Raw genomic sequence first — 19,210 nt, 5'->3', positions numbered from 1 at the left:
AAGAGAATTATACGTGAATGGGATAAAGAATCAAAGAAGTAGTTACTCATAACATAAAAGCCATTTAATTTATGGTACTTTAATAGAATTAATCATCTCCTATAGGTCTTTAATATATCTTTTTCGGCATGATTTATGTATTTTGTTTGCATATAAGTAGTGTATTGAAGATAAAATTGCGCATCACAAATTTAATGTTTTATTGAGGGTATGAGAAAATATATGGCCACTATAAAAAAATTAGATATTAAAAGATTTAGAGCACTAGTATGGGCATCTCGTCAGCCAGGAGCTTGTGGTATGGGTAGAGAAGTTATGTGGTTCAGTAATGGAGATGAATCTATTATAGGTACTATTGTTGTAGATATTGAAGATAGTAGTTTTGTATCAATTTTGCTAAAACGTGATGAAATTAGGCGCTACTGTGCATTTGAAGTACGCACTGGATTTAAAAAGGCGGATGATGCTTATGCATGGGCTAAACAGTACATCGATCAACATATTCCTGTGGATAAAGAAGGTTCTGAAAAACATAATGATAATAAGAAAATTATCAATTTATTTTTGCCAGTAGTTGCAGAAAATAAATTTCATCCATTTTTTAAATTGTTAAATGAAAGTAAGGAATATTCTTCAGCAAAAGGGATTATTGAGGAAATTATGCCTCATTTTGTAGATATTGATGGTAATTATATTGAGCAATTTCAAACAACTGGATTTGATGCTCGCCTTTGGGAGCTGTATCTAAATTCATATTTAACAGAAGAAGAATTTTTATTTAATCGTGAGCATAATGCCCCAGATTTTATTGTTCAAAAGCACAGGAAATCTATTGCTATTGAGGCCGCTATTGTAGGTAAAAAAGATGAGGTGATAAGTAGTCAGGGGTACAAGTCACCTTCATTAGATATAAAAGAAAAAATTAAAAATGAAATGCCAATAAGATTTGGCAGTGTTCTATACACAAAATCTAAGAAAAAATATTGGAAATTAGATCATGTAAAAGGATTACCTTTAGTTATGGCATTAGCAGATTTTCATGATGATATGTCGATGCTTTGGAGTAGCTCTGCTTTAATTGAATATTTATATGGCTCTCGCTTTAATGCCCATCATAATGAGAGTGGAGATTTAATTATAAAGGCCTCTCCTATTGAAGAACACAGACTTGGAGAAAAGGTTATCTCTTCAGGGTACTTTTTTCTACCAGAATCAGAATATGTTAGTGCTATTTTATTTTCCACAGAAGGCACAATATCTAAGTTTATTAGAATGGGTAAGCAGGCAGGGTTTGGTGACCCTTCTATATCAGTATCTCGAAAAGGAACCCGTTATGATCACAGCCCCAATGCTTCAACACCTATACCTTTTTCGTATAAGGTGAATGAGGAATGTGATGAGACTTGGGCCCAAGGTCTATCAATGTTTCACAACCCTAAAGCATTGTATCCTGTTCCACAGAAGCTATTTCCTTCTATTGCTCATCACCATTTTCGTGATGGGGAAATCGTCAGTACAATTCCAAAATTTCATAGTTATAGCTCCTTGACACTATTGAACAAAGTGATATGACTAAGGCATGCATTTAATCAAAAATAAGACTAATAGCCTTTATATTGCTATTGTTTGAATAAATAGAGATAATAATTAAAAAAATTAATTGAAATGAGATTATATAATGAAAAAATCTATTGAATATATTGATATGAATAATACTTTAAGGATTACTATAAGTAATTCTAAGCCAGTGAAATTAACTGAGTTGACAGATTCATTAACTGGAATTGCTGATCAGTATTATAGTTATATTGAAAATGATGCTAAGGGGTTAGCTGAGAGCTCATTATATGTATCTGAGATAAAAAAAGGGTCAATGGTCTTTGAGCTAGTGGCTCAATCATTACCATATGTTTCTTTGATTGCAGCAACAAGTCCTCTTGAAATGTGGATTAATCAGCTTGTCAAAACAATGGAATGGCTATCTGGAAAGGGGAAAAAACCTGATATAGATATTACTAAAAAGGATCTACAAAATATTTGTAAAACATTATCTCCTGTGGCTAATGATGAGTCTTCAAAAATTCAATTAAATCTTATTGGATGCAATATATCGGGTGATTTTCGCCCAGTTTTTTATGATAGCCCTCAGGCTAAAAAGATCCAAACGAAGGCTAAAAAAGAAATAGCATTGATTGAAAATAAGATGGATCATAAAGCTACCAATAGATTAATGGTATGGTATCAAACAAGGCATGTTCCAAATACTAAAACTGGGGATATGGGGATTATAGAAAGCATATCTAATAAGCCATTAAAGATCATTTTTGCCAATGAAGAAGATAAAGTTTATATGTATAATGCTGGTAAAGAATTCGATGTTCCTTGGCAGGAGCTTGGCTTTATTGTTGATGTTGATGTTCAGTATTTAAACGGGGTTCCAAAAGTGTATAACATTATAAAGGTTCATAAGAATGACACATTTGTATTAAACGATTAGTATTGACACATTTTAAATTTCAGCTATCATTTACTTAGCTCAAATGAGCTAGAGGCGTCGAAACCTTTTAATACCAACAGCGGATATCCGCTACCCGTCAGATGCGGTTTTTTTGCGCTCATAATTTCTTCGTGTTTGTTATTTGTGTATGAGCTAAAAAATTACTTCTTTTTGGTCGGGTGGGCGACTAATACAATACCCTTTCGAGGGAAATACGTCCGGCAGTTCTGTTGGCTGTTTTCGAACCTCCCGATCACCCTATATGGGTTTTTAAATGAAAAGGAGTAAACAGCATGAACATTCAATCAGTAACATTTCACAACCAAGAAATCCAAGTTTTAAACCATGATGGCAAGCCTTATGTTGCTATGAAGCCTATTTGCACAAATATAGGTCTAGCTTGGAATGCCCAGTATGAAAGAATCAATAGAAATGAGGTGCTAAAACATGTTTCTCTAATTGAAAGCTATTGTTAAATACAGTTTTCGATTAGAGAAAGCGTAAATATTTTATTCATTGTTGTTAATATTAGACATTCTCATGTCAAGAAATTTATTAATTTCATCTAATTCAGAATGGGTGGCGACTATAATAATGTCATCCTTATTCTCATCATAGTATTCCGCATTGAAAATGCGTAGTAATGAATTAATGTCAGAAGGAGTTGTTTCATAAAATTTATTTCGTGATATCCCATACAGCTTTTTCTTTTGATTGTTAAAATTATTTTTCATTTCAGATGATTGTGAAGATGTTGATCTGGCAATTTGAGTTAGCATCTTACGCATGTCTGATATTTCTGTGCGGAACTCATCTTCTGGGCTCATTTTGGGAAGATTGACATTGCTTACATCAAATGACCCAAAGCTTTGTAAAATAGGGCTTATTTTAGGGTTAGTTAAATATGCATCCAATGTGTGTTTAATTTTAGCTTTTAATTGTACTTTAAACCCTTCAATCGATGAATAGCGTAGATCTTTAGGATATACTAAATGCTCTATAACACCTGAATCAAAACAAAACTTTGTTTCATCATCAATGATTATAACTACAGGCTTATCAAATGCGATTCTCATGCCGAGTTCAAGCATTACATTTGGGTTTTGTGAGCTTACATCACATACAATGATGTCGTCATTAAACAAATTATTAACAATTTTTTTATGAATTGTTGTAGAAACGAGCCCTGAGCTAACGATGCGAGTTTCTTTAAATCCTAGATCTTCTGTGATTTCATTTAACAAATTTTTGACATCTTCCCAGTGCCCAGCTTTGTATCCTGGGGTGTCAGATATCGGCATTACATAGCCACAAGTTTTATCTGAAAAATCTATAGTTGTTTTTTTTGTCATTGCTATTCTCTTCACTAGTAAAAATATTGTTTGAATGATATATGCTTTTTTTAAAAAATCCAGACAATTGGGTTATTGTTTTTGTAATAATTGAAAATTATAGATTTGACACTTTTCAATTTTCAGCTATTATTTACTTAGCTCAAATGAGCTGAGGTCTCAAAACCTTTATACTAAGCGGACAGCCGCTACCCCGTCAGATGTGGTTTTTTTATGCCTGCGTTTTGTTGTTTGTGTGCGCAAAATTCAGCTACAGAATACTCCTTTATGTCGGGAGGGTGACTAATACAACACCCTTGTGGAAATACGTCCAGTAGACTTAGTACTACTTTTGAGCCTCCCGACGCCCTTATGGGTTTTATATAAAGTTAGGAGTAAGTAGTATGAAAAATAATTTAATCGAAGTATTCACAGGCGAAATTAATAATCAAAAAACTAATTTAGTTGATGCTCGTACGTTACATCAATTCTTAGAAGTTGGCACTCAGTTCAAAGATTGGATCACAAGACGAATTGAAGAGTATAAATTCTCTGAAAGCGTTGATTTTATGAGTTTCGCTCAAAAAAGAGCTAAACCTCAAGGCGGTAGAAGCTCAAAGGAATATCATTTAACACTCGATATGGCAAAAGAATTATCTATGGTTGAACGAACTGAAAAAGGTCGTGAAGCTAGAAGATATTTTATTGAGTGTGAAAGACAGTGTTTAAATCTTACTCAAGACATGTGCAACCAAGAATGCCAAACTCGAAAAGTAACAGTTGATCAAGCAAATACGATTAGAAAGGCAGTTGAAGAATATTGCAAAAAGAACAATGTAAATTGGCAGAAGTTTTACCCTGCACTTAAAAAGGACTTTGGCATAGATGGCAGTTATAGCGATATTCCTGCAAAAGACTTTGATGCAGTGATTGAATATATTTGTGGTGAAGTTGTAGAGGAGCAATTTTTCTCTAGGGCAACACGAGAGCAAATTGTATTTGCAGTGGCATTAATGAAGCATGGCTTATTAAGATACTTTGAAATTGATCGTGCTTATGGAAAGCTCCAAAATGAATTGACTGATATTCGAGATCGAATCAGTAGAGTTGCCATGGCAATTGGTGAGATTAGCCGAGCAGATGGTGCGGTGCATGATGGATTAGCAGAATCCCAATTGTATTTGATGTTTGATTCAAGTATTTACAAAGAAGCTTCTGCTGTTGCTAAAACCATGATGACCAATAACTTTGAATTGGATTTTGGGTGGTGTCATGGACGATAAAGCCTACGCACAAAAACTTTTTAGCTCGCTAGTTCGCAAAACGAATCCAAAGGATTTGAAGCAAATTATCATCATATTGGAATCAGTGGGAAATCTACTGAGTGGTGNGCTAAAACCATGATGACCAATAACTTTGAATTGGATTTTGGGTGGTGTCATGGACGATAAAGCCTACGCACAAAAACTTTTTAGCTCGCTAGTTCGCAAAACGAATCCAAAGGATTTGAAGCAAATTATCATCATATTGGAATCAGTGGGAAATCTACTGAGTGGTGATAATAAGCAACTGGAAGATTCACTGCGGAATATTAGACAGCAAAGATAAATTTCATTAAACCTATTCAAAAGCCCATTAAGTTGGGTTTTTGTCGTCGCCATTGTATTATGTTCTCATTCAAATAATAAAGGTGACTTATGAGATTTTTACTTGGGATTATATTGGCATTGTCTGTTTCATTTGCTTGCGATCAACCGCATGAAGAGGTTGGGGGTTATAAGATTGGGTGTTATTTGAACCCTGCAAAGATGCCTTATGACAAAGGCTCTTCGGATGAAAATATAAGAGTGCTGTCAAATAACAATCTTCCTAGCAATTCTTTTTTTCAGGTAGTGGTGACAACGTTATTATTTGGAAATATCGAGAAAATTCAATTTTCTCGTTCTTATCCAGACTACACTCAATTGTCGAAGGATAGATTGGTGCTATTAAACGCAATCAATGATAGATGGGGGGAATATCAGGAGATAAGCCCTAATGTTTACTTATTTGGTAATATTGATAGCCCTGTCTTGGATCATATCGTTATAGATGAAAGCCTGAATAGTAATACACTGAGTATCGTTTATATATCCAAGAAAATAGAAGAATATAGGAAAAAGCATTCACTTGAAGACACTATCAAAAAAACTGAGCAGCTGATCGGGTTTTAAACTTTAGCTGAGCGCTTAAATTCTTCATTGGATATTTTTACCTCTTAAACACAACCGCTTAATTGCGGTTTTTTTACGCCAAAAGGAAAAGTAATGTCAGAAGAAATTGGAATGTATATTAATGTTAGAGCCAAAGGCATTGCACAGGCTGATAACGAGCTAGAAAAGCTTGCTAATACAGCTGAAAATGCTGAGAAGAAAGCGCAAAAGCTTGGAATGACATTTGATTCTTATAATAAAACGTTAAAAGGATTGCAGTCAGTTGCAAAAGCAGCAGGAGCAAGCCAAGATGTTCTTGCGAGTTCAAATTTGCGTGTATCACAAACTGCAAATACTCTTGTTGATGCCAATGGCAATGTTATTGCCTCGTTAAAGCGCATCAGCGATACAGCGCAACAAGCAGGCATGGGGGTGGGTGATTATTTCAAACGCTTAGAAAGCATGAAGCGTTCCGCTTATACGGCAGGAATGAGCCAAAAAGAATTAGCAAACTCATATTTGACAGTCACACAGGGCGCTTATCATCTAACCAATGCTAATGGCGAAATTGTGCGTTCATTGTCACGTACAAAAGACGGCATGAAAAGTGCAACTGAAGAGGCTAATAGATTAAATCAAATTAATGGGTCATTAATTGGCTCATTTGATGGGTTAAAAGTTGCTATTACTGGGTATTTATCAGCCCAAACAGCCAACAAGATCATCGGTATGGCTGATTCAATGACGATATTAAACAACCAAATTAAACTTGTAACGAATAGCCAACAAGAAGCAAAAGAGGTTCAGTCTGAATTAATCAGCATCTCAAATAGTACATTTGCAAGTTTAGAATCAACAACGAAACTTTATACCCGTACAGCACGAGCAATGTCTGCTTATGGTAAAACTCAAAAAGAAATATTAGATTTCACTGAATCTATCAACAATGCGATGCGTATTGGTGGTGTTAATGCAACAGAGCAAGCAAGCGCCTTACTTCAATTGTCACAAGCTTTAGGTTCAGGACGATTACAAGGCGATGAATTTCGTTCTATTTCCGAAGCGGCGCCTATTTTATTGGATTATATTTCTCAATATATGGGTGTTGCACGTTCTGAGCTGAAAAAGCTAGGCTCGGAAGGCAAGATTACAGGCGATATTATCTTTAATGCCATGAGTAAAGCAGGTGAAGGCTTAAAAGAAATGACAAAAGACTTGCCAGTAACATTTGAGCAATCATTGGTAACGCTTAGAAATGAATCTATGTCGCTAGCGGATGAATTACTCAATGGCACGGGGATAATAAAAGGGCTAAGCGATACAGTGGGCTTTCTTGCTAATAATTTAAATGTGGTACTTATCCCTGCTGGATTGTTAGGCGTTACAATGGCTGGGAAACTAACGACATCATTGATTGTAAACACGGGAGCATTTTTAAAAAATGAATATGCTTCAGCAAAAGCATCTCTAGGTTTAACAAATTATTCAGCGACAGCAAGGCTAGCGGCAGCATCTTCCGCAAGTGTTTCATTAGCATCAAGAGGTTTGGGCGGGGCTTTAAGTCTTATTGGTGGTCCAGCTGGGTTATTATCATCTACCGTTATTGGGCTTAGCGCTTATGCATTAATGAGCAGGGATTCCGCAAGTGAAACATCTAACCTTAGAAAATCGGTATCAGAATTAAGCAGTGACCTTACAGAATTAAGTAAAAAATTTGGTGAGCTTAATAATCGCCAAAAAGAGATTAAAATTGCGCAGCTTGATATCGATGCAAGAGAATTAAGAAAAAAAGCAAGAGAAATTCAGCAGGAGATTCTAGACTTAGAGAGAGCTAGAACTTCAGAGAGATCAGGTGGATTTTTGGGTATATTTAAAGTTGATGAAGACGAGGTTGCACGCATTTCTCGTGATCTAAAAGTAAAGCGAAATGAACTCATAGAAACCAACCAATTGATCAACAAAACAACTCAAAGCGCAAGAGAATTTCAAAACGTATTGAACAACTCAGGAACTGATGGTTTTGTAAATACATCTAAAGACGTAGTTGATGCGCTTGCAAGCATTGATAGGGAGTACAAGAATTTATTCTTGACTGTTTCTGAAAAGCGTCTTGCTGATTTCTTGGATCTAGAACCAACAATCCAAGATTTTGTTAAGTTCAAAACGGTGCTAGAAGGTATCAACGACAAGAAAGCCTCAGATAAAGAGGTAAAAAAATCATCAAGCGGAGGCAGATCAGATCCATTCACAGATAGACTAAAATCACTTTCTCAAGAATTGAGTAGTTTGCAGGCTCTTAACCTTGAATATGCAAAATATGGTGATATCAGTAAATACAATGCAGCAAAAGAACTGACATTAGAGTTTGCGAATCAGTCTAGCGCTTTGTATAGAATATCACATGCCCAAAAGGCAGTTTTGATGCTTCAAGCTCAATCGCTAGATAGCCAAAAGCAACTCAATGAGATTTTAATGCTTAGCAATGACTACAGCAAAGACTTCGATGATATGAGGTTTGAAATTGAGTTGATTGGCAAAACTCAAGACGCTATTAAACAATTAACATTTGCGTACGAGCTAGAAAAACGAGCGAAAGAGCTTAGCATTGGCATGAGCGCTGAAAATATCGCAAAACTACAAGAGGAAACAACAGGGATTTTACAGCAGAAAGCAGCAGTTGAAGCATTGAAGGCGATTAAAGAAAATGATGCCTTAGGTGGTATTGGTGATGGTGTTAGAAAGTCTATCGAAGAAGCAGGAAAGGTTCGTGATCAATGGGCAGAAGCTAGTAAGTTTGCTTTTGATAGCATGACCGATTCATTCGCAAGTTTTGCAAGTGGAACACAGACAAGCTTCAGAGATATGACAACATCAATACTTCAAGATTTATCAAAAATCCTAATTAAGGCGGCGCTTGTTAATGCTGTAAAAACAGGCTTGAGTGGCACTTCACTTGGTGCTGCACTTGGGTTTTCTAATGGTGGTTACACTGGTGCAGGTGGTAAGTACCAAGAAGCGGGTATTGTTCATAAAGATGAATTTGTTTTCAATAAAGAAGCTACAGGAAATTTAGGTGTTGGATTCTTAAACAGCCTTCACAATGCAGCGAAAAGTGGGCAACCATTGCCGATGCTTTCTGCTCCAAGAGGCTATTCAAACGGCGGATTAGTTGGCGGTATGCCTACATCTGCTCCAATGCAGTATCAGCAGGCTCAGCAATCTTCGGGTGATATCATTATTAACATCACTCAGCATGAAGATGGGTCGCAAGAGATCGATGTGACTAGAGATGGTAAGACTTTGGAGAATCTTGTTAAGGTAAATGTGAAAAAAGAAATTGCTAATCAATTAAGATCGGGTGGGCAGTTAGCTAGACGTTAATAAAAAGCCCTTAATCGGGCTTTTTATCATCTAAACAACCATTTAAGTGCAGTTTTTATTGCCTAAAATAACCGAGTAAATGCAATTTTATTGTGACCTATATTATTATATAGATTAAATAAGTTAAAAGTTTATTGCACCATCTTGTATAACTACAGGGGTTGGCCATAAATAAACAGACCCATCCCTGCAACCTTGTGGCAGCCATTTTCTAGGCAGGGATTTTCTTTTTAGATTGGCCAAGTCTGTAGGGGCGCCAGATTGACCGCAAAATGTTCTAAGACTTATATCTCCAGTTTCGGTAGCGCCAAACCCTTTGATTGTGTGAAGCGTTCCAGAGAGATCAACGTAAGAATACCCGCTAACGTAATTCATAAGAGTAATTGTATTATTATATGAATTATAACCAGAAGGTAAGATGTCATCTTGCAACATTATCTCCATGCCAAAAGCGGTATAATTCCATCCTGTGCCTGATCCAATATTAACAATGTTTGTTAGCCTTGCTGATTTTGCAGATTTCCCATCAATTTGAATTGTTGCAAGTAGACCGCCAGGGTATAGCATTTCATTCATAGCAGGCGAACCTTGACCCTCTGTAAAAAATATCTCAAGAAATTTTTTTTGAATACTAGAAGCCTCGTATAAAGCTTCTGTTACTCTAACCCTAATGACATAGTCTCTATAAAATGGCATCGCTATTAAGGATAAAATCCCTATGATTGCAACAGTAATCATTAGCTCTATTAATGTAAAACCTTTATTTTTATTCATTTCAATATTCACTATTTTAAATAATAGAAGCTATCATATTAGTTTTTTTGTATATTAATGTAAATTTAAGTGATTATTTTACATTTAATTAATTTTTTAATAAAAAGGATAATAAATGATCGAAACATTTAAGTGGTGCCCACTTCTCGGTGCATCCAAAGAAACTGAGGATTTGATAGATATTATTAGCCTTGGTGATGGTGTCGAGCAACGGCAAGATAAGGGATTGAGGAAAACAGTTGAAAAATTCCCAGATTTAAAATTCATAGCAAAGAAAGCGGAAATCAAAGAGATGACCGCTTTTTTATTGCGCAATAGAATTTCGCCATTTCAATTTGATTTTGATGGGGAGTTGTTTTTAGTTCGTAAAGATGGTCCGCACAAAGTAGTGCCAAAAGGTGCAGGGCTATCTGAGTTATCAGTGTCATTTATTGAGGTGGTTCGATGATAAGCAATTCAGTTAAAGCTAGCTTAGATAAAGTCGAGCAATCTGCTTGGATTGATTTGTATGACTTGGATATTAGCAAGATCAATGATCTTGGCGGCTCAAATCATTTCTATTTCTGTAATGAGATGAATGAAAAGAATGAACCTGTAGTTTGGCGTGGTCAGAAGTACTTAGCAATCCCAATTCAAATTGAAGGCGTTGAGATCAAAAGCGATGGTCCAAGTAATCGACCAACTTTAACCATTGGTAATGGTGCGGGTTATATTACAGGGATTTTAAATCAATATCGCGGCTTAATTGGCGCAAAAGTTACTCGCTATCGTGTGCCTGAGCAGTTCCTAGATGCAGTCAATTTCATTGATGGTAATGATCATGCAAATCCTGACGAATACTTAGATCAAAGCTATATCATTAATTCAACTCAACACAGCAAGACATTTGCATCATTCACATTAGCTATTCCGAGTGAGTCAGATGGTGCGGTGATTCCTAATCGTACGATATATGCAACTGTTTGCCCATTTAGATACCGCGGTGAAATGTGTGGCTATGATGGCTGGGCAATTGCTGATGAAAACGACAATGCAATTCAGGCACATGAACGAGATAAAGATAAATGCAGTAAGCGATTGGGCGGTTGCCAAGCTAGATTTGGCATCAATGGTCAGTTGCCTTTTGGTGGATTCCCAATGGCAGATAAAGTGAGTGGAAACTAATGAAAGAGATTNNCAAGCTAGATTTGGCATCAATGGTCAGTTGCCTTTTGGTGGATTCCCAATGGCAGATAAAGTGAGTGGAAACTAATGAAAGAGATTTTAGAGTATTGTCAAGGTGAAGAAGAAAAAGGCGGCATTGTCATTGGCGGTGAATTCATTCCTTTGAAAAATATTGCCAAAGATAAAGTGAATAACTTTGAATTCAAACTAGATAACTACAATTTCGAGCGAATTGAAGCAATTGTTCATAATCACATTGGTGATTATCCATATCTATCGAGCTTTGATCGTATTGCACAAATTGAAACAGGTTTGCCATGGTGGATTGTGGCTAACGGCAAAATTCATCAATACAAATGTGTTGATCTATTGCGTGGTCGTGAATTTGAATATGGCAAATACGACTGTGGCACATTGATCGAAGATGCTTATGCAGTTTGTGGTATTAATCTTCGTCACTATAAGCGTAAAACAATGGAAGCCGATGAAGCTAACAGTGTAATCATTGATCGATTGCCAAAGCTTGGTTTTTCCAAAGTATCCAGTGCTCAACCAGGTGATGTAATTGCAACATCTATGGGTGGCAATCCAAATCATTTAGCACTGGTCCTCGATGATGGAAGAATTCTGCACCACGTTGCAGGGCAATATTCTCGAGTAGTTGCCTATGGCTCAGTCATGAAAAAACGTACTCATTCAATCTGGCGACATAAGAAATGGCAACCAAGAATGATTGAAGCAATTAACTATGATTTAAAGGCGAGTGATTATGAAGAAAATAACATTTAAATTTTATGGTGCATTACGCAGGTATTGCGGCAAAGAGATAGAAATTTATGGGCGCACAGTTAATGAAACTATGCGCTCTCTTTGTATTCAGATTCCCAATTTAAAGCGTCACATGAAATACAAAAAATATAATTTAAAAGTTGGTCGTCGTGATGTTGGCCAAGATGAATATATTGATGGCATTGATGTTGAAAAGGATATTGTTGTCCGTGTTATTCCCGTGATTCATGGCGCAGGCCCATTCGCTTTGGTTGCAGGTGCAGCTTTAGCTGCATTGAGTACAGCATCATTTGTTTCTGCGGCAGTTGGCGCAGTGCTTTTGCAAATGGGTATTGGTTTGATGTTATCAGGCGCGGCAGCACTACTCACTAAACAACCAAAATTCAATCAGGACCATCAAGGCGTTGAAGATTCCAAATCCTCCTCATTTTCTAATTTGTCCAACATGGTTGGGCAAGGAAAACAAATACTTCGAGTGTATGGGGAAATGCTAGTTGCAGGTTATGTGATCTCACAAGGTTTATCTAGTCGTCGAATAGATGCTTGGGGTACAGATATTAAAGATGTTCAATCAGCTAATTATATTCGACACAGTGTTGATTTAATTGCATCAACAGATCCCAATGGCAAAACATACAACATTGATAGAAATTGTGATTCTGTTAGAAATGCAGCCGTAAATATTCAAGCAAATTGGAGTTAACATGGGTGGGAAATCAGGTGGTGGTGCAAGGTCACCACAAATTGCGCCAAATACTTTAAATTCAGCACAAAAGCTTAAAGTTTTAGATTTAATCAGCAGTGGTGAAATTTCAGGTTTTATTCATGGCAATGATTATCCTTTAAAATCTGTTTACTTAAATGATACGCCTGTGCAGAATGATGATGGTTCTATGAATCATGCGGGAGTGCAGTTTGAGTTTAACCGCGGCACATTAGAGCAAGACTATTTGCCAAGCTCTACATCGGTTGATAATTCTATCAGCGTTGGTGTTGAAGTTAAGAAAAACACACCGATAACTCGGACTGTGACAAATCAGCAAGTCACAAGCGTTAGAGTAACAGTGGGTGTCGATGCTTTGATGTTTACAACACAAACAGGCGATCAATGGCCAGCCGCTGTCGGTATGCATGTTCAAATCATTAAAGATGGCAAAGAGTTTGCATCTCAGCCGATGGGAATGTTCGAGAAAGGAAATAAGCCATTTTACATGGATTTAGTTTTCCAAAATGTTCCTCAGGCCCCTTTCGATATTCGCTGTGTTCGTGTGACAGAAGATTCTATGGATGACATGCTAAAAAATAAAACATATTTTTTTAGTTATGTTGAATCAGTGGATGCCAAATTTAGAATGCCTGGCTCTGCTGTTGCAATGCTACAAATAGATTCACAGCAATTTGGTAGTAATAATCCAACGCGAAACTATGGTGTAAAAGGTTGTGTTGTTCAGGTGCCATCTAATTATGATCCAATCAATAGAACATATACAGGGCTTTGGGATCGTTTATTTAAACCTGCTTACACAAATAATCCTGCATGGGTTTTATATGATGTTCTCACAGCAGATGAATGCTTAGGGGAAAAATTCTCTGATTATCGAATTGATATTGATAGGTTGTATGAATTATCCAAATATTGTGATGGGTTAGTGGATGATGGTGCAGGCGGTAAAGAGCCACGCTTCGTTTGTAATATGGTGCTATTTGGTGGTGATGCATCAACAGTATTAGATAATATCTGCTCTATATTTTTTGGCACATATTCAGATGCAAATAATCAATTCACTGTGCAGTATGATCAAAAAAGTGATCCAGTTGCAGTATACAACAACTCATCTGTAGAAAATGGTGAGTTTAATTACTCATATGTGCCAGCAACGGAATTATACAACCACGTTAAGTATGAATATATTGATGAAAATGATGGATATCGCACAAAGATTGACGAGGTATCTGATGAAGCAAATATTGCAATGTATGGTTTGCGATCAATATCAATTACTGCATTTGGCTGTACAACAAGTTCTCAAGCTAGAAGATGCGCATTAAGATTTTTAATTACAAGCCTTACAGAGAATGAGACATCTACTTTCGTTTTAGGTGCTGCAGGTATTCGCCATGAGCAGCATGACATTGTTAAGCTTGCAGATAATAATTATGCAGGCGCACAGATTGGCGGCCGCATTGATTCAGTTGATGGCAATACAATCACTGTAGATCGTGAATTGAAGAATGTTAAAGAGTTTATGATTAACATCGATGGCTCAGTTAAAACATTTCAAGTGATTAAAACTATTGATGCTAAAACATATCAATTGGATAGCATTGTGAATGCTGTTGATTATGTACAGTTTGTTGCGACTTTGAATAATCTAGAACCACGTTTATTCCGTTGTATTCACATTGAAGAAGATAGCGAAATCAATAAATACACTGTAACTGCGATCAAACATAATCCACAAAAAGAAGCGATTGTTGATAAAGGCGCAGAGTATATTGAGGGCAATCATTCAATTTTAAATTCATTACCACATTTGAGTAATGGATTAGTTACAACTGAAGGTAAATTCATTATTTTAAGATGGGATAGCTTAGAAACTGCAGGATCAAAAAATAAATATATTGTTAACTTATATAAGGGTAGTGATTTTTATCAGAAATTCGAGACAGAAGAGACCTTTGTTAAATTAGAAAACCTTCCTCAAGGCAATTACACTGCAAAAATTAGAGCGGTGAATGAAGCTGGTCAATATAGTGCTGAGCTTGTTATTGCCTTCAGCACAACATATGAAATTAGTGGCATGAGATTTACGCCCATTGTTTTTGGTATTCGTTTGAACTGGGAAGTGCCAGAAATATTAACGGCTGATGCACATACAGAAATTTGGTATGCAAAAGAAGATAATCGTGAAATAGCAATACAGCTTGCAAAGATGCCATACCCACAAAACACATATACTTTGAATGGCTTGAGTATTGGGGAAGCTTATTATTTTTGGTTTAGATTGGTTGATATTAATGGCAATCAAGGTGAATTCACGCGCGCAATCAAAGCCCAATCATCACAGGATTCAGATGATATTTTAGGGTATTTGAAAGGCAAAATCACAGAGACAGAACTGGGTGATGATGTTGTCAATGGGATTATTAAGGATGTGCTAAATGATCAAGAATTCAAAGATAAAGTTGATAGTATTATCAAAGAATCAGATGTTGTTTTAGCAATCAATAAACGCATTGCTGATAGCGAATCTGAGCTTCAAGTATTGGCGTTAACGCAAGTCAGTGCTAATCACGCACAAACTGCTCAAACAACATTGGTGAATGCAAAAACAGATGATAATACTGCTCAAATACAGATTATTAATCTTGCTGAAACATCTTCGAATCATGCCAATGCATCTATGATTTCAACAATAAGTGTTGAGGCTGGCGATAATAAAGCATCAATCGCAGAGATTGCAAAAGTTGCAGCAGATGTTGATGGAAAAGTAGAAGCAACTTATTCATTGACTGCCAATGCCAATGGCAAAATCACAGGCTTTAAATTTGGTACCAATGGAGAGCAAAGCATATTTAATATTATGGCTGATTCATTTGTGCTTTCAAATGAAGTGAATGGAGAAGTTGTTACACCATTTATATGGTCGCAAAACAAGCTCGCTCTTGATGGTGACTTAATTGCAACAGGCACAATAAAAGGTGAAGCACTAATAGCTGGTAGCACAATTAATGCACCCAATATTTTTGGTGGGCAGTTAAATATTGGCAATGGTTCTTTTAAAGTTGCATCAAACGGTGCTTTAAGTATTGGTGATGGGAATTTTACTGTTTCACCCCAAGGGAATCTACACGCCAATAACGGTTACTTTGGTGGCGTCATTGAGGCATCTGAAATCAAAGGTGATGTCGTAAGGGTTATCCCTGTTTCTATTAATGCGCAAGGGCAAGGAAGGGTTGTTATTCAGCCTGAAAATTTTGATAGAGTATTAATTATCAATAATTTATCTATTATGACAGGATTTTACACAGCGCCCGTTGGATCTCCACGTATTGAATCTTATAGGTCTCTTATGAGACATAATGGTAATGAATCAAGTATTGTTTCATCTTCTTATGCATTCTATCGAGATGCAACATCAATCCATTACATGATTCCTCCTAAGGTTGTGGCATATGAGAGAAATATCCTAAAAGGAGAGACGGTTGTTTTTGAGATTCAAGGTGGCACAAGTATTGGAGAGATAGTGCCAGGCTCTTATAGAAACTCAAATATATTCCAAGGAAACTGCCAGTTATTATTATTTAAAGGAAAAATATAATGATTCAAACAGGAACTTTATATACCGTTGATTCAACAGGAACACCAACAGGTGTTCCAATTAAAGGTGCGACGATTGTATTNCCAGTTATTATTATTTAAAGGAAAAATATAATGATTCAAACAGGAACTTTATATACCGTTGATTCAACAGGAACACCAACAGGTGTTCCAATTAAAGGTGCGACGATTGTATTTAAACAAAATAACTCAGTCATTAAAACAGTTCAGACAGATGTTGAAAATGGCGAATACACTATTGATCTAGAACCGGGTAAATATCTTGTGGAAGTGGCAAAAGGCAATATAACAATTGCAATGCGTGCTGGACAGTTGTTTGATCTTAAGGACTCAGATGGTAGTGATGCTTTTCAAAGATGGTTATATTCAAAATCTGGTGATATTGATGATCAGTTACTTAATTCTTTTAAAGAAATAGCAGATCAAGCTAATAAAAGCGCGATAGAAGCAAATGAAAGCGCTGTAAAATCACAAAAAATATATGACAGCATAGTCGATGAGATTGAAGACTTTGCTAATTCTCCAATAACAAAAGGTTATGACGAGAATAGGCATTATGAAAGCGGTGATATTGTAAAAGTTAACGGTATTTACTATGAGTGTTATGCACAAAATGGCTGCAAAGGCATTGATCCTGCTGACCCAAAAAATAGGCCTTCAGGATGGGAGAGTGCAGATATTCATGCACAGTATCACTGGATTGAAATTGGCAAGTTTTTAATGTTACCTGAAATTGGATCTCCAATATATTTGCCTTCTACTGTAATGCGCGAAGCATTAATTAAATATAGAAACGATGGCTTATTATCGGCTAAAAAATATTGGAGGATTGCAGAGCTATACCCCAATCTTGTTAAGAATGGATTTATTACCATTGCAGATCTTAGATCTATGACAATTAGAGGTCTAGATGATGGTAGAGGTATTGATGTAGGTCGAGAGATCAACTCATATCAAGAAGATGCCACTCAGCTTCTAAAAGGTAGTTTGGCATCTTTATATAGAGCCGCTGCAGTATCTTCATCGGGAGCATTATATGTTAGTAGTTACGGATCAACTCCCGCCCAACAGGGAACAGGCGCTGGTGATAATGTCAGTGCTCACTTGGATAACTCAAGAAGTATAAGAACATCAACAGAAGAGCGTGTAAAAAATATTGCAATGCTAATAGGGTGCAGGATTTAAAGGGTGAAAAATGAAATATTATTCAATTGATGAAAAAACAAACGAAGTTTTACTTTATACATTGAGGGAATTTGATTACTTGGATAATGTAACACCAAGCTACCCTGTATTCTCTATCATTCATGATGCGAATCTTCCTATTTTGAAAGATAAAGAGGCGTTGATTACAGTTGGTGATCGAACTAGCTATACATATAATAAAGGTAAATTTGAGATTACGATTAATAACGTATTTTTAATTTCTTGTAATGTGCAGGTTGTAGAAGATCATCGTGGTGAAAAATATTACTCAACTCAAGATGGTTTTGAAATTGAAATTAAAGAGCTTGGATCTTTACCACCAACAATTACAACAATTCCTCGCCCTGATATTTGGCATGTGTATATTGATGGTGAATGGGTAATGACAGCAGAAAAGGAAGGAGAGAAAGCTGAATATGAAAAACAGCAGAAAATCACTTCTTTAAATGCAGAATTGAATCAACTCAAGCAAGATATAGTCTTTGCTCAAATTATGGGTGATGATATTTCAGAGATGAAAAATCGCGTTTTAGAAATCAGAGCTGAATTAGAAAAGCTACAAGTATAAAGACAGGGCCATCAGAAATGATGGCTCTTTTTTGTTATCATGCCTTCCAATATTATTAAGTAGGCAATAAGAATGAAAATTATCAAGGTATTAAGTGCATGTTGTATGTTTGCTTCACCTGTTTTTGCAAATGATGAAAGAATCGCTCCTCCACAGAACTTTATTGAAGCTAAAGCCGCAGCAGTTCAGAGTATTTATTTTGATACAACCAATGATTTATATTGTGATTGCCCAATTACATGGAGAGGGGTTAAAGGCTCAGGATTAATTGACGTGGAAGCTTGTGGCTATGAAATACGAAAAGATGAAATTAGAGCTAGGAGAGTAGAGTGGGAACATGTCTTACCTATTTCTATCGTTGGTAGGCAATATCAATGCTGGAAGAATGGTGGTCGCAATAATTGTAGAAATGTATCCGTAGAATTTAATAATGCAGAAGCTGATCTTCATAATTTCTTGCCAGTTGTTGGTGAAGTTAATGGTGATCGGGCAAATTTTATGTATGGCATGTTAAATGAAACTCCATATCAATATGGATCATGCCAATCAGTTGTGAATTTTAAATCTAGAAAAATGATGCCTAAAGAAGATGTTAGAGGTATGGTTGCTCGTATCACTTTGTATATGTACGATCAATATAATATGAGATTATCAAAACATGATAAGCAGCTGTTCGATACATGGAATAAAATGTACCCAGTAACCAAATGGGAAAAAGAACGCAATCAAAGAACGGCATGTGTAATGGGTTGGGGAAATAGCTATGTATCCAAGGTTGATTTGGGGGAATGTAATAAATAAAGGATTTTTTATTATCTAAAATAAATGTATGATTACTATCACATAAAATTATTAGACTATAGTCGGAAAATATTTAAACATGAAAAAAATTAAAGCCCAATTAGGAACTATTGTATTGGTTGTGTTTGTTCTGACCATGTGGGCATATACACATTATAAATTTAA

At 36.1% G+C, this 19,210-nt stretch carries 17 protein-coding genes; 15 read left to right on the top strand and 2 right to left on the bottom strand.

The genetic code is table 11. The annotated features are described in order from the left end of the window. Positions 1-222 precede the first annotated feature (222 nt). From BZK16_RS12395 to BZK16_RS12385, 3 genes are all read left to right on the top strand, one after another. A complete protein-coding gene (locus BZK16_RS12395) occupies positions 223-1,572 on the top strand; it encodes a glycosaminoglycan attachment protein (RefSeq protein ID WP_233145301.1) in 1,350 nt (449 codons plus the stop codon). Positions 1,573-1,678: 106 nt separating this feature from the next. Further along, a complete protein-coding gene (locus tag BZK16_RS12390; RefSeq protein ID WP_077929211.1) occupies positions 1,679-2,497 on the top strand; it encodes a hypothetical protein in 819 nt (272 codons plus the stop codon). Positions 2,498-2,790: 293 nt separating this feature from the next. Further along, entirely contained in the window at positions 2,791-2,973 is a 183-nt protein-coding gene (locus BZK16_RS12385) for a phage antirepressor N-terminal domain-containing protein (RefSeq protein ID WP_077929210.1), read from the top strand. 33 nt (positions 2,974-3,006) lie between these two features. On the opposite strand, the gene BZK16_RS12380 is transcribed toward BZK16_RS12385, so the two are convergent. Beyond that, complete coding sequence (locus BZK16_RS12380; RefSeq protein WP_077929209.1) at positions 3,007-3,849, bottom strand: hypothetical protein; 843 nt, start codon at positions 3,847-3,849, stop codon at positions 3,007-3,009. Positions 3,850-4,232: 383 nt separating this feature from the next. Here BZK16_RS12380 and BZK16_RS12375 point away from each other — a divergent pair, with 383 nt between their 5' ends. From BZK16_RS12375 to BZK16_RS12365, 4 genes are all read left to right on the top strand, one after another. Beyond that, positions 4,233-5,111 (top strand): antA/AntB antirepressor family protein, encoded by an 879-nt coding sequence (locus tag BZK16_RS12375; RefSeq protein ID WP_077929208.1) that lies wholly within the window; start codon positions 4,233-4,235, stop codon positions 5,109-5,111. 157 nt (positions 5,112-5,268) lie between these two features. After that, the gene (locus tag BZK16_RS14335) at positions 5,269-5,436 is read left to right on the top strand and encodes a hypothetical protein (RefSeq protein WP_158076862.1); all 168 of its coding nucleotides are present in this window, start codon (positions 5,269-5,271) and stop codon (positions 5,434-5,436) included. A gap of 89 nt (positions 5,437-5,525) precedes the next feature. Next, a complete protein-coding gene (locus BZK16_RS12370; RefSeq protein ID WP_077929207.1) occupies positions 5,526-6,041 on the top strand; it encodes a hypothetical protein in 516 nt (171 codons plus the stop codon). A 93-nt stretch (positions 6,042-6,134) separates the two neighbouring features. Beyond that, positions 6,135-9,401, top strand: coding sequence for a tape measure protein (locus tag BZK16_RS12365; protein ID WP_077929206.1), 3,267 nt, complete (start codon positions 6,135-6,137; stop codon positions 9,399-9,401). Between the two features lie 123 nt (positions 9,402-9,524). On the opposite strand, the gene BZK16_RS12360 is transcribed toward BZK16_RS12365, so the two are convergent. Then, positions 9,525-10,175 carry a pilin gene (locus BZK16_RS12360; RefSeq protein WP_077929205.1) on the bottom strand — a complete coding sequence of 217 codons (651 nt, stop codon included), beginning with the start codon at positions 10,173-10,175 and terminating at the stop codon, positions 9,525-9,527. 115 nt (positions 10,176-10,290) lie between these two features. Here BZK16_RS12360 and BZK16_RS12355 point away from each other — a divergent pair, with 115 nt between their 5' ends. The 8 genes from BZK16_RS12355 (at position 10,291) to BZK16_RS12320 (ending at position 19,045) form a co-directional block, all read left to right on the top strand. Further along, positions 10,291-10,623, top strand: coding sequence for a phage tail protein (locus BZK16_RS12355; protein WP_077929204.1), 333 nt, complete (start codon positions 10,291-10,293; stop codon positions 10,621-10,623). Continuing rightward, positions 10,620-11,339, top strand: a complete 720-nt coding sequence (locus BZK16_RS12350; protein WP_077929203.1) for a phage minor tail protein L — start codon at positions 10,620-10,622, stop codon at positions 11,337-11,339. Before BZK16_RS12355 ends, BZK16_RS12350 begins: the two co-directional genes overlap by 4 nt. Before the next feature lie 87 nt (positions 11,340-11,426). Next, the gene (locus tag BZK16_RS12345; protein ID WP_077929202.1) at positions 11,427-12,128 is read left to right on the top strand and encodes an NlpC/P60 family protein; all 702 of its coding nucleotides are present in this window, start codon (positions 11,427-11,429) and stop codon (positions 12,126-12,128) included. Then, entirely contained in the window at positions 12,109-12,831 is a 723-nt protein-coding gene (locus BZK16_RS12340; RefSeq protein WP_077929201.1) for a tail assembly protein, read from the top strand. The genes BZK16_RS12345 and BZK16_RS12340 overlap by 20 nt, the downstream gene beginning before the upstream one ends. Before the next feature lies 1 nt (position 12,832). Next, on the top strand, positions 12,833-16,450 hold the full coding sequence (locus BZK16_RS12335) for a host specificity protein J (RefSeq protein WP_077929200.1): 3,618 nt from the start codon (positions 12,833-12,835) through the stop codon (positions 16,448-16,450). Positions 16,451-16,563: 113 nt separating this feature from the next. Then, entirely contained in the window at positions 16,564-17,655 is a 1,092-nt protein-coding gene (locus tag BZK16_RS12330) for a carboxypeptidase-like regulatory domain-containing protein (protein ID WP_077929199.1), read from the top strand. Between the two features lie 10 nt (positions 17,656-17,665). Then, positions 17,666-18,244: a tail fiber assembly protein gene (locus BZK16_RS12325; RefSeq protein ID WP_077929198.1), complete on the top strand. Its 579-nt coding sequence runs from the start codon at positions 17,666-17,668 to the stop codon at positions 18,242-18,244. Between the two features lie 72 nt (positions 18,245-18,316). Beyond that, on the top strand, positions 18,317-19,045 hold the full coding sequence (locus tag BZK16_RS12320) for an endonuclease (RefSeq protein WP_077929197.1): 729 nt from the start codon (positions 18,317-18,319) through the stop codon (positions 19,043-19,045). The last annotated feature ends 165 nt before the right edge of the window (positions 19,046-19,210 follow it).

It is taken from the genome of Wohlfahrtiimonas populi (assembly GCF_002006795.1).
In the GTDB taxonomy this organism is placed as follows: Bacteria; Pseudomonadota; Gammaproteobacteria; order Cardiobacteriales; family Wohlfahrtiimonadaceae; genus Wohlfahrtiimonas; species Wohlfahrtiimonas populi.
Note: the sequence above shows the minus strand (reverse complement) of the source record. Positions and strands in the feature narration are given on the sequence as shown.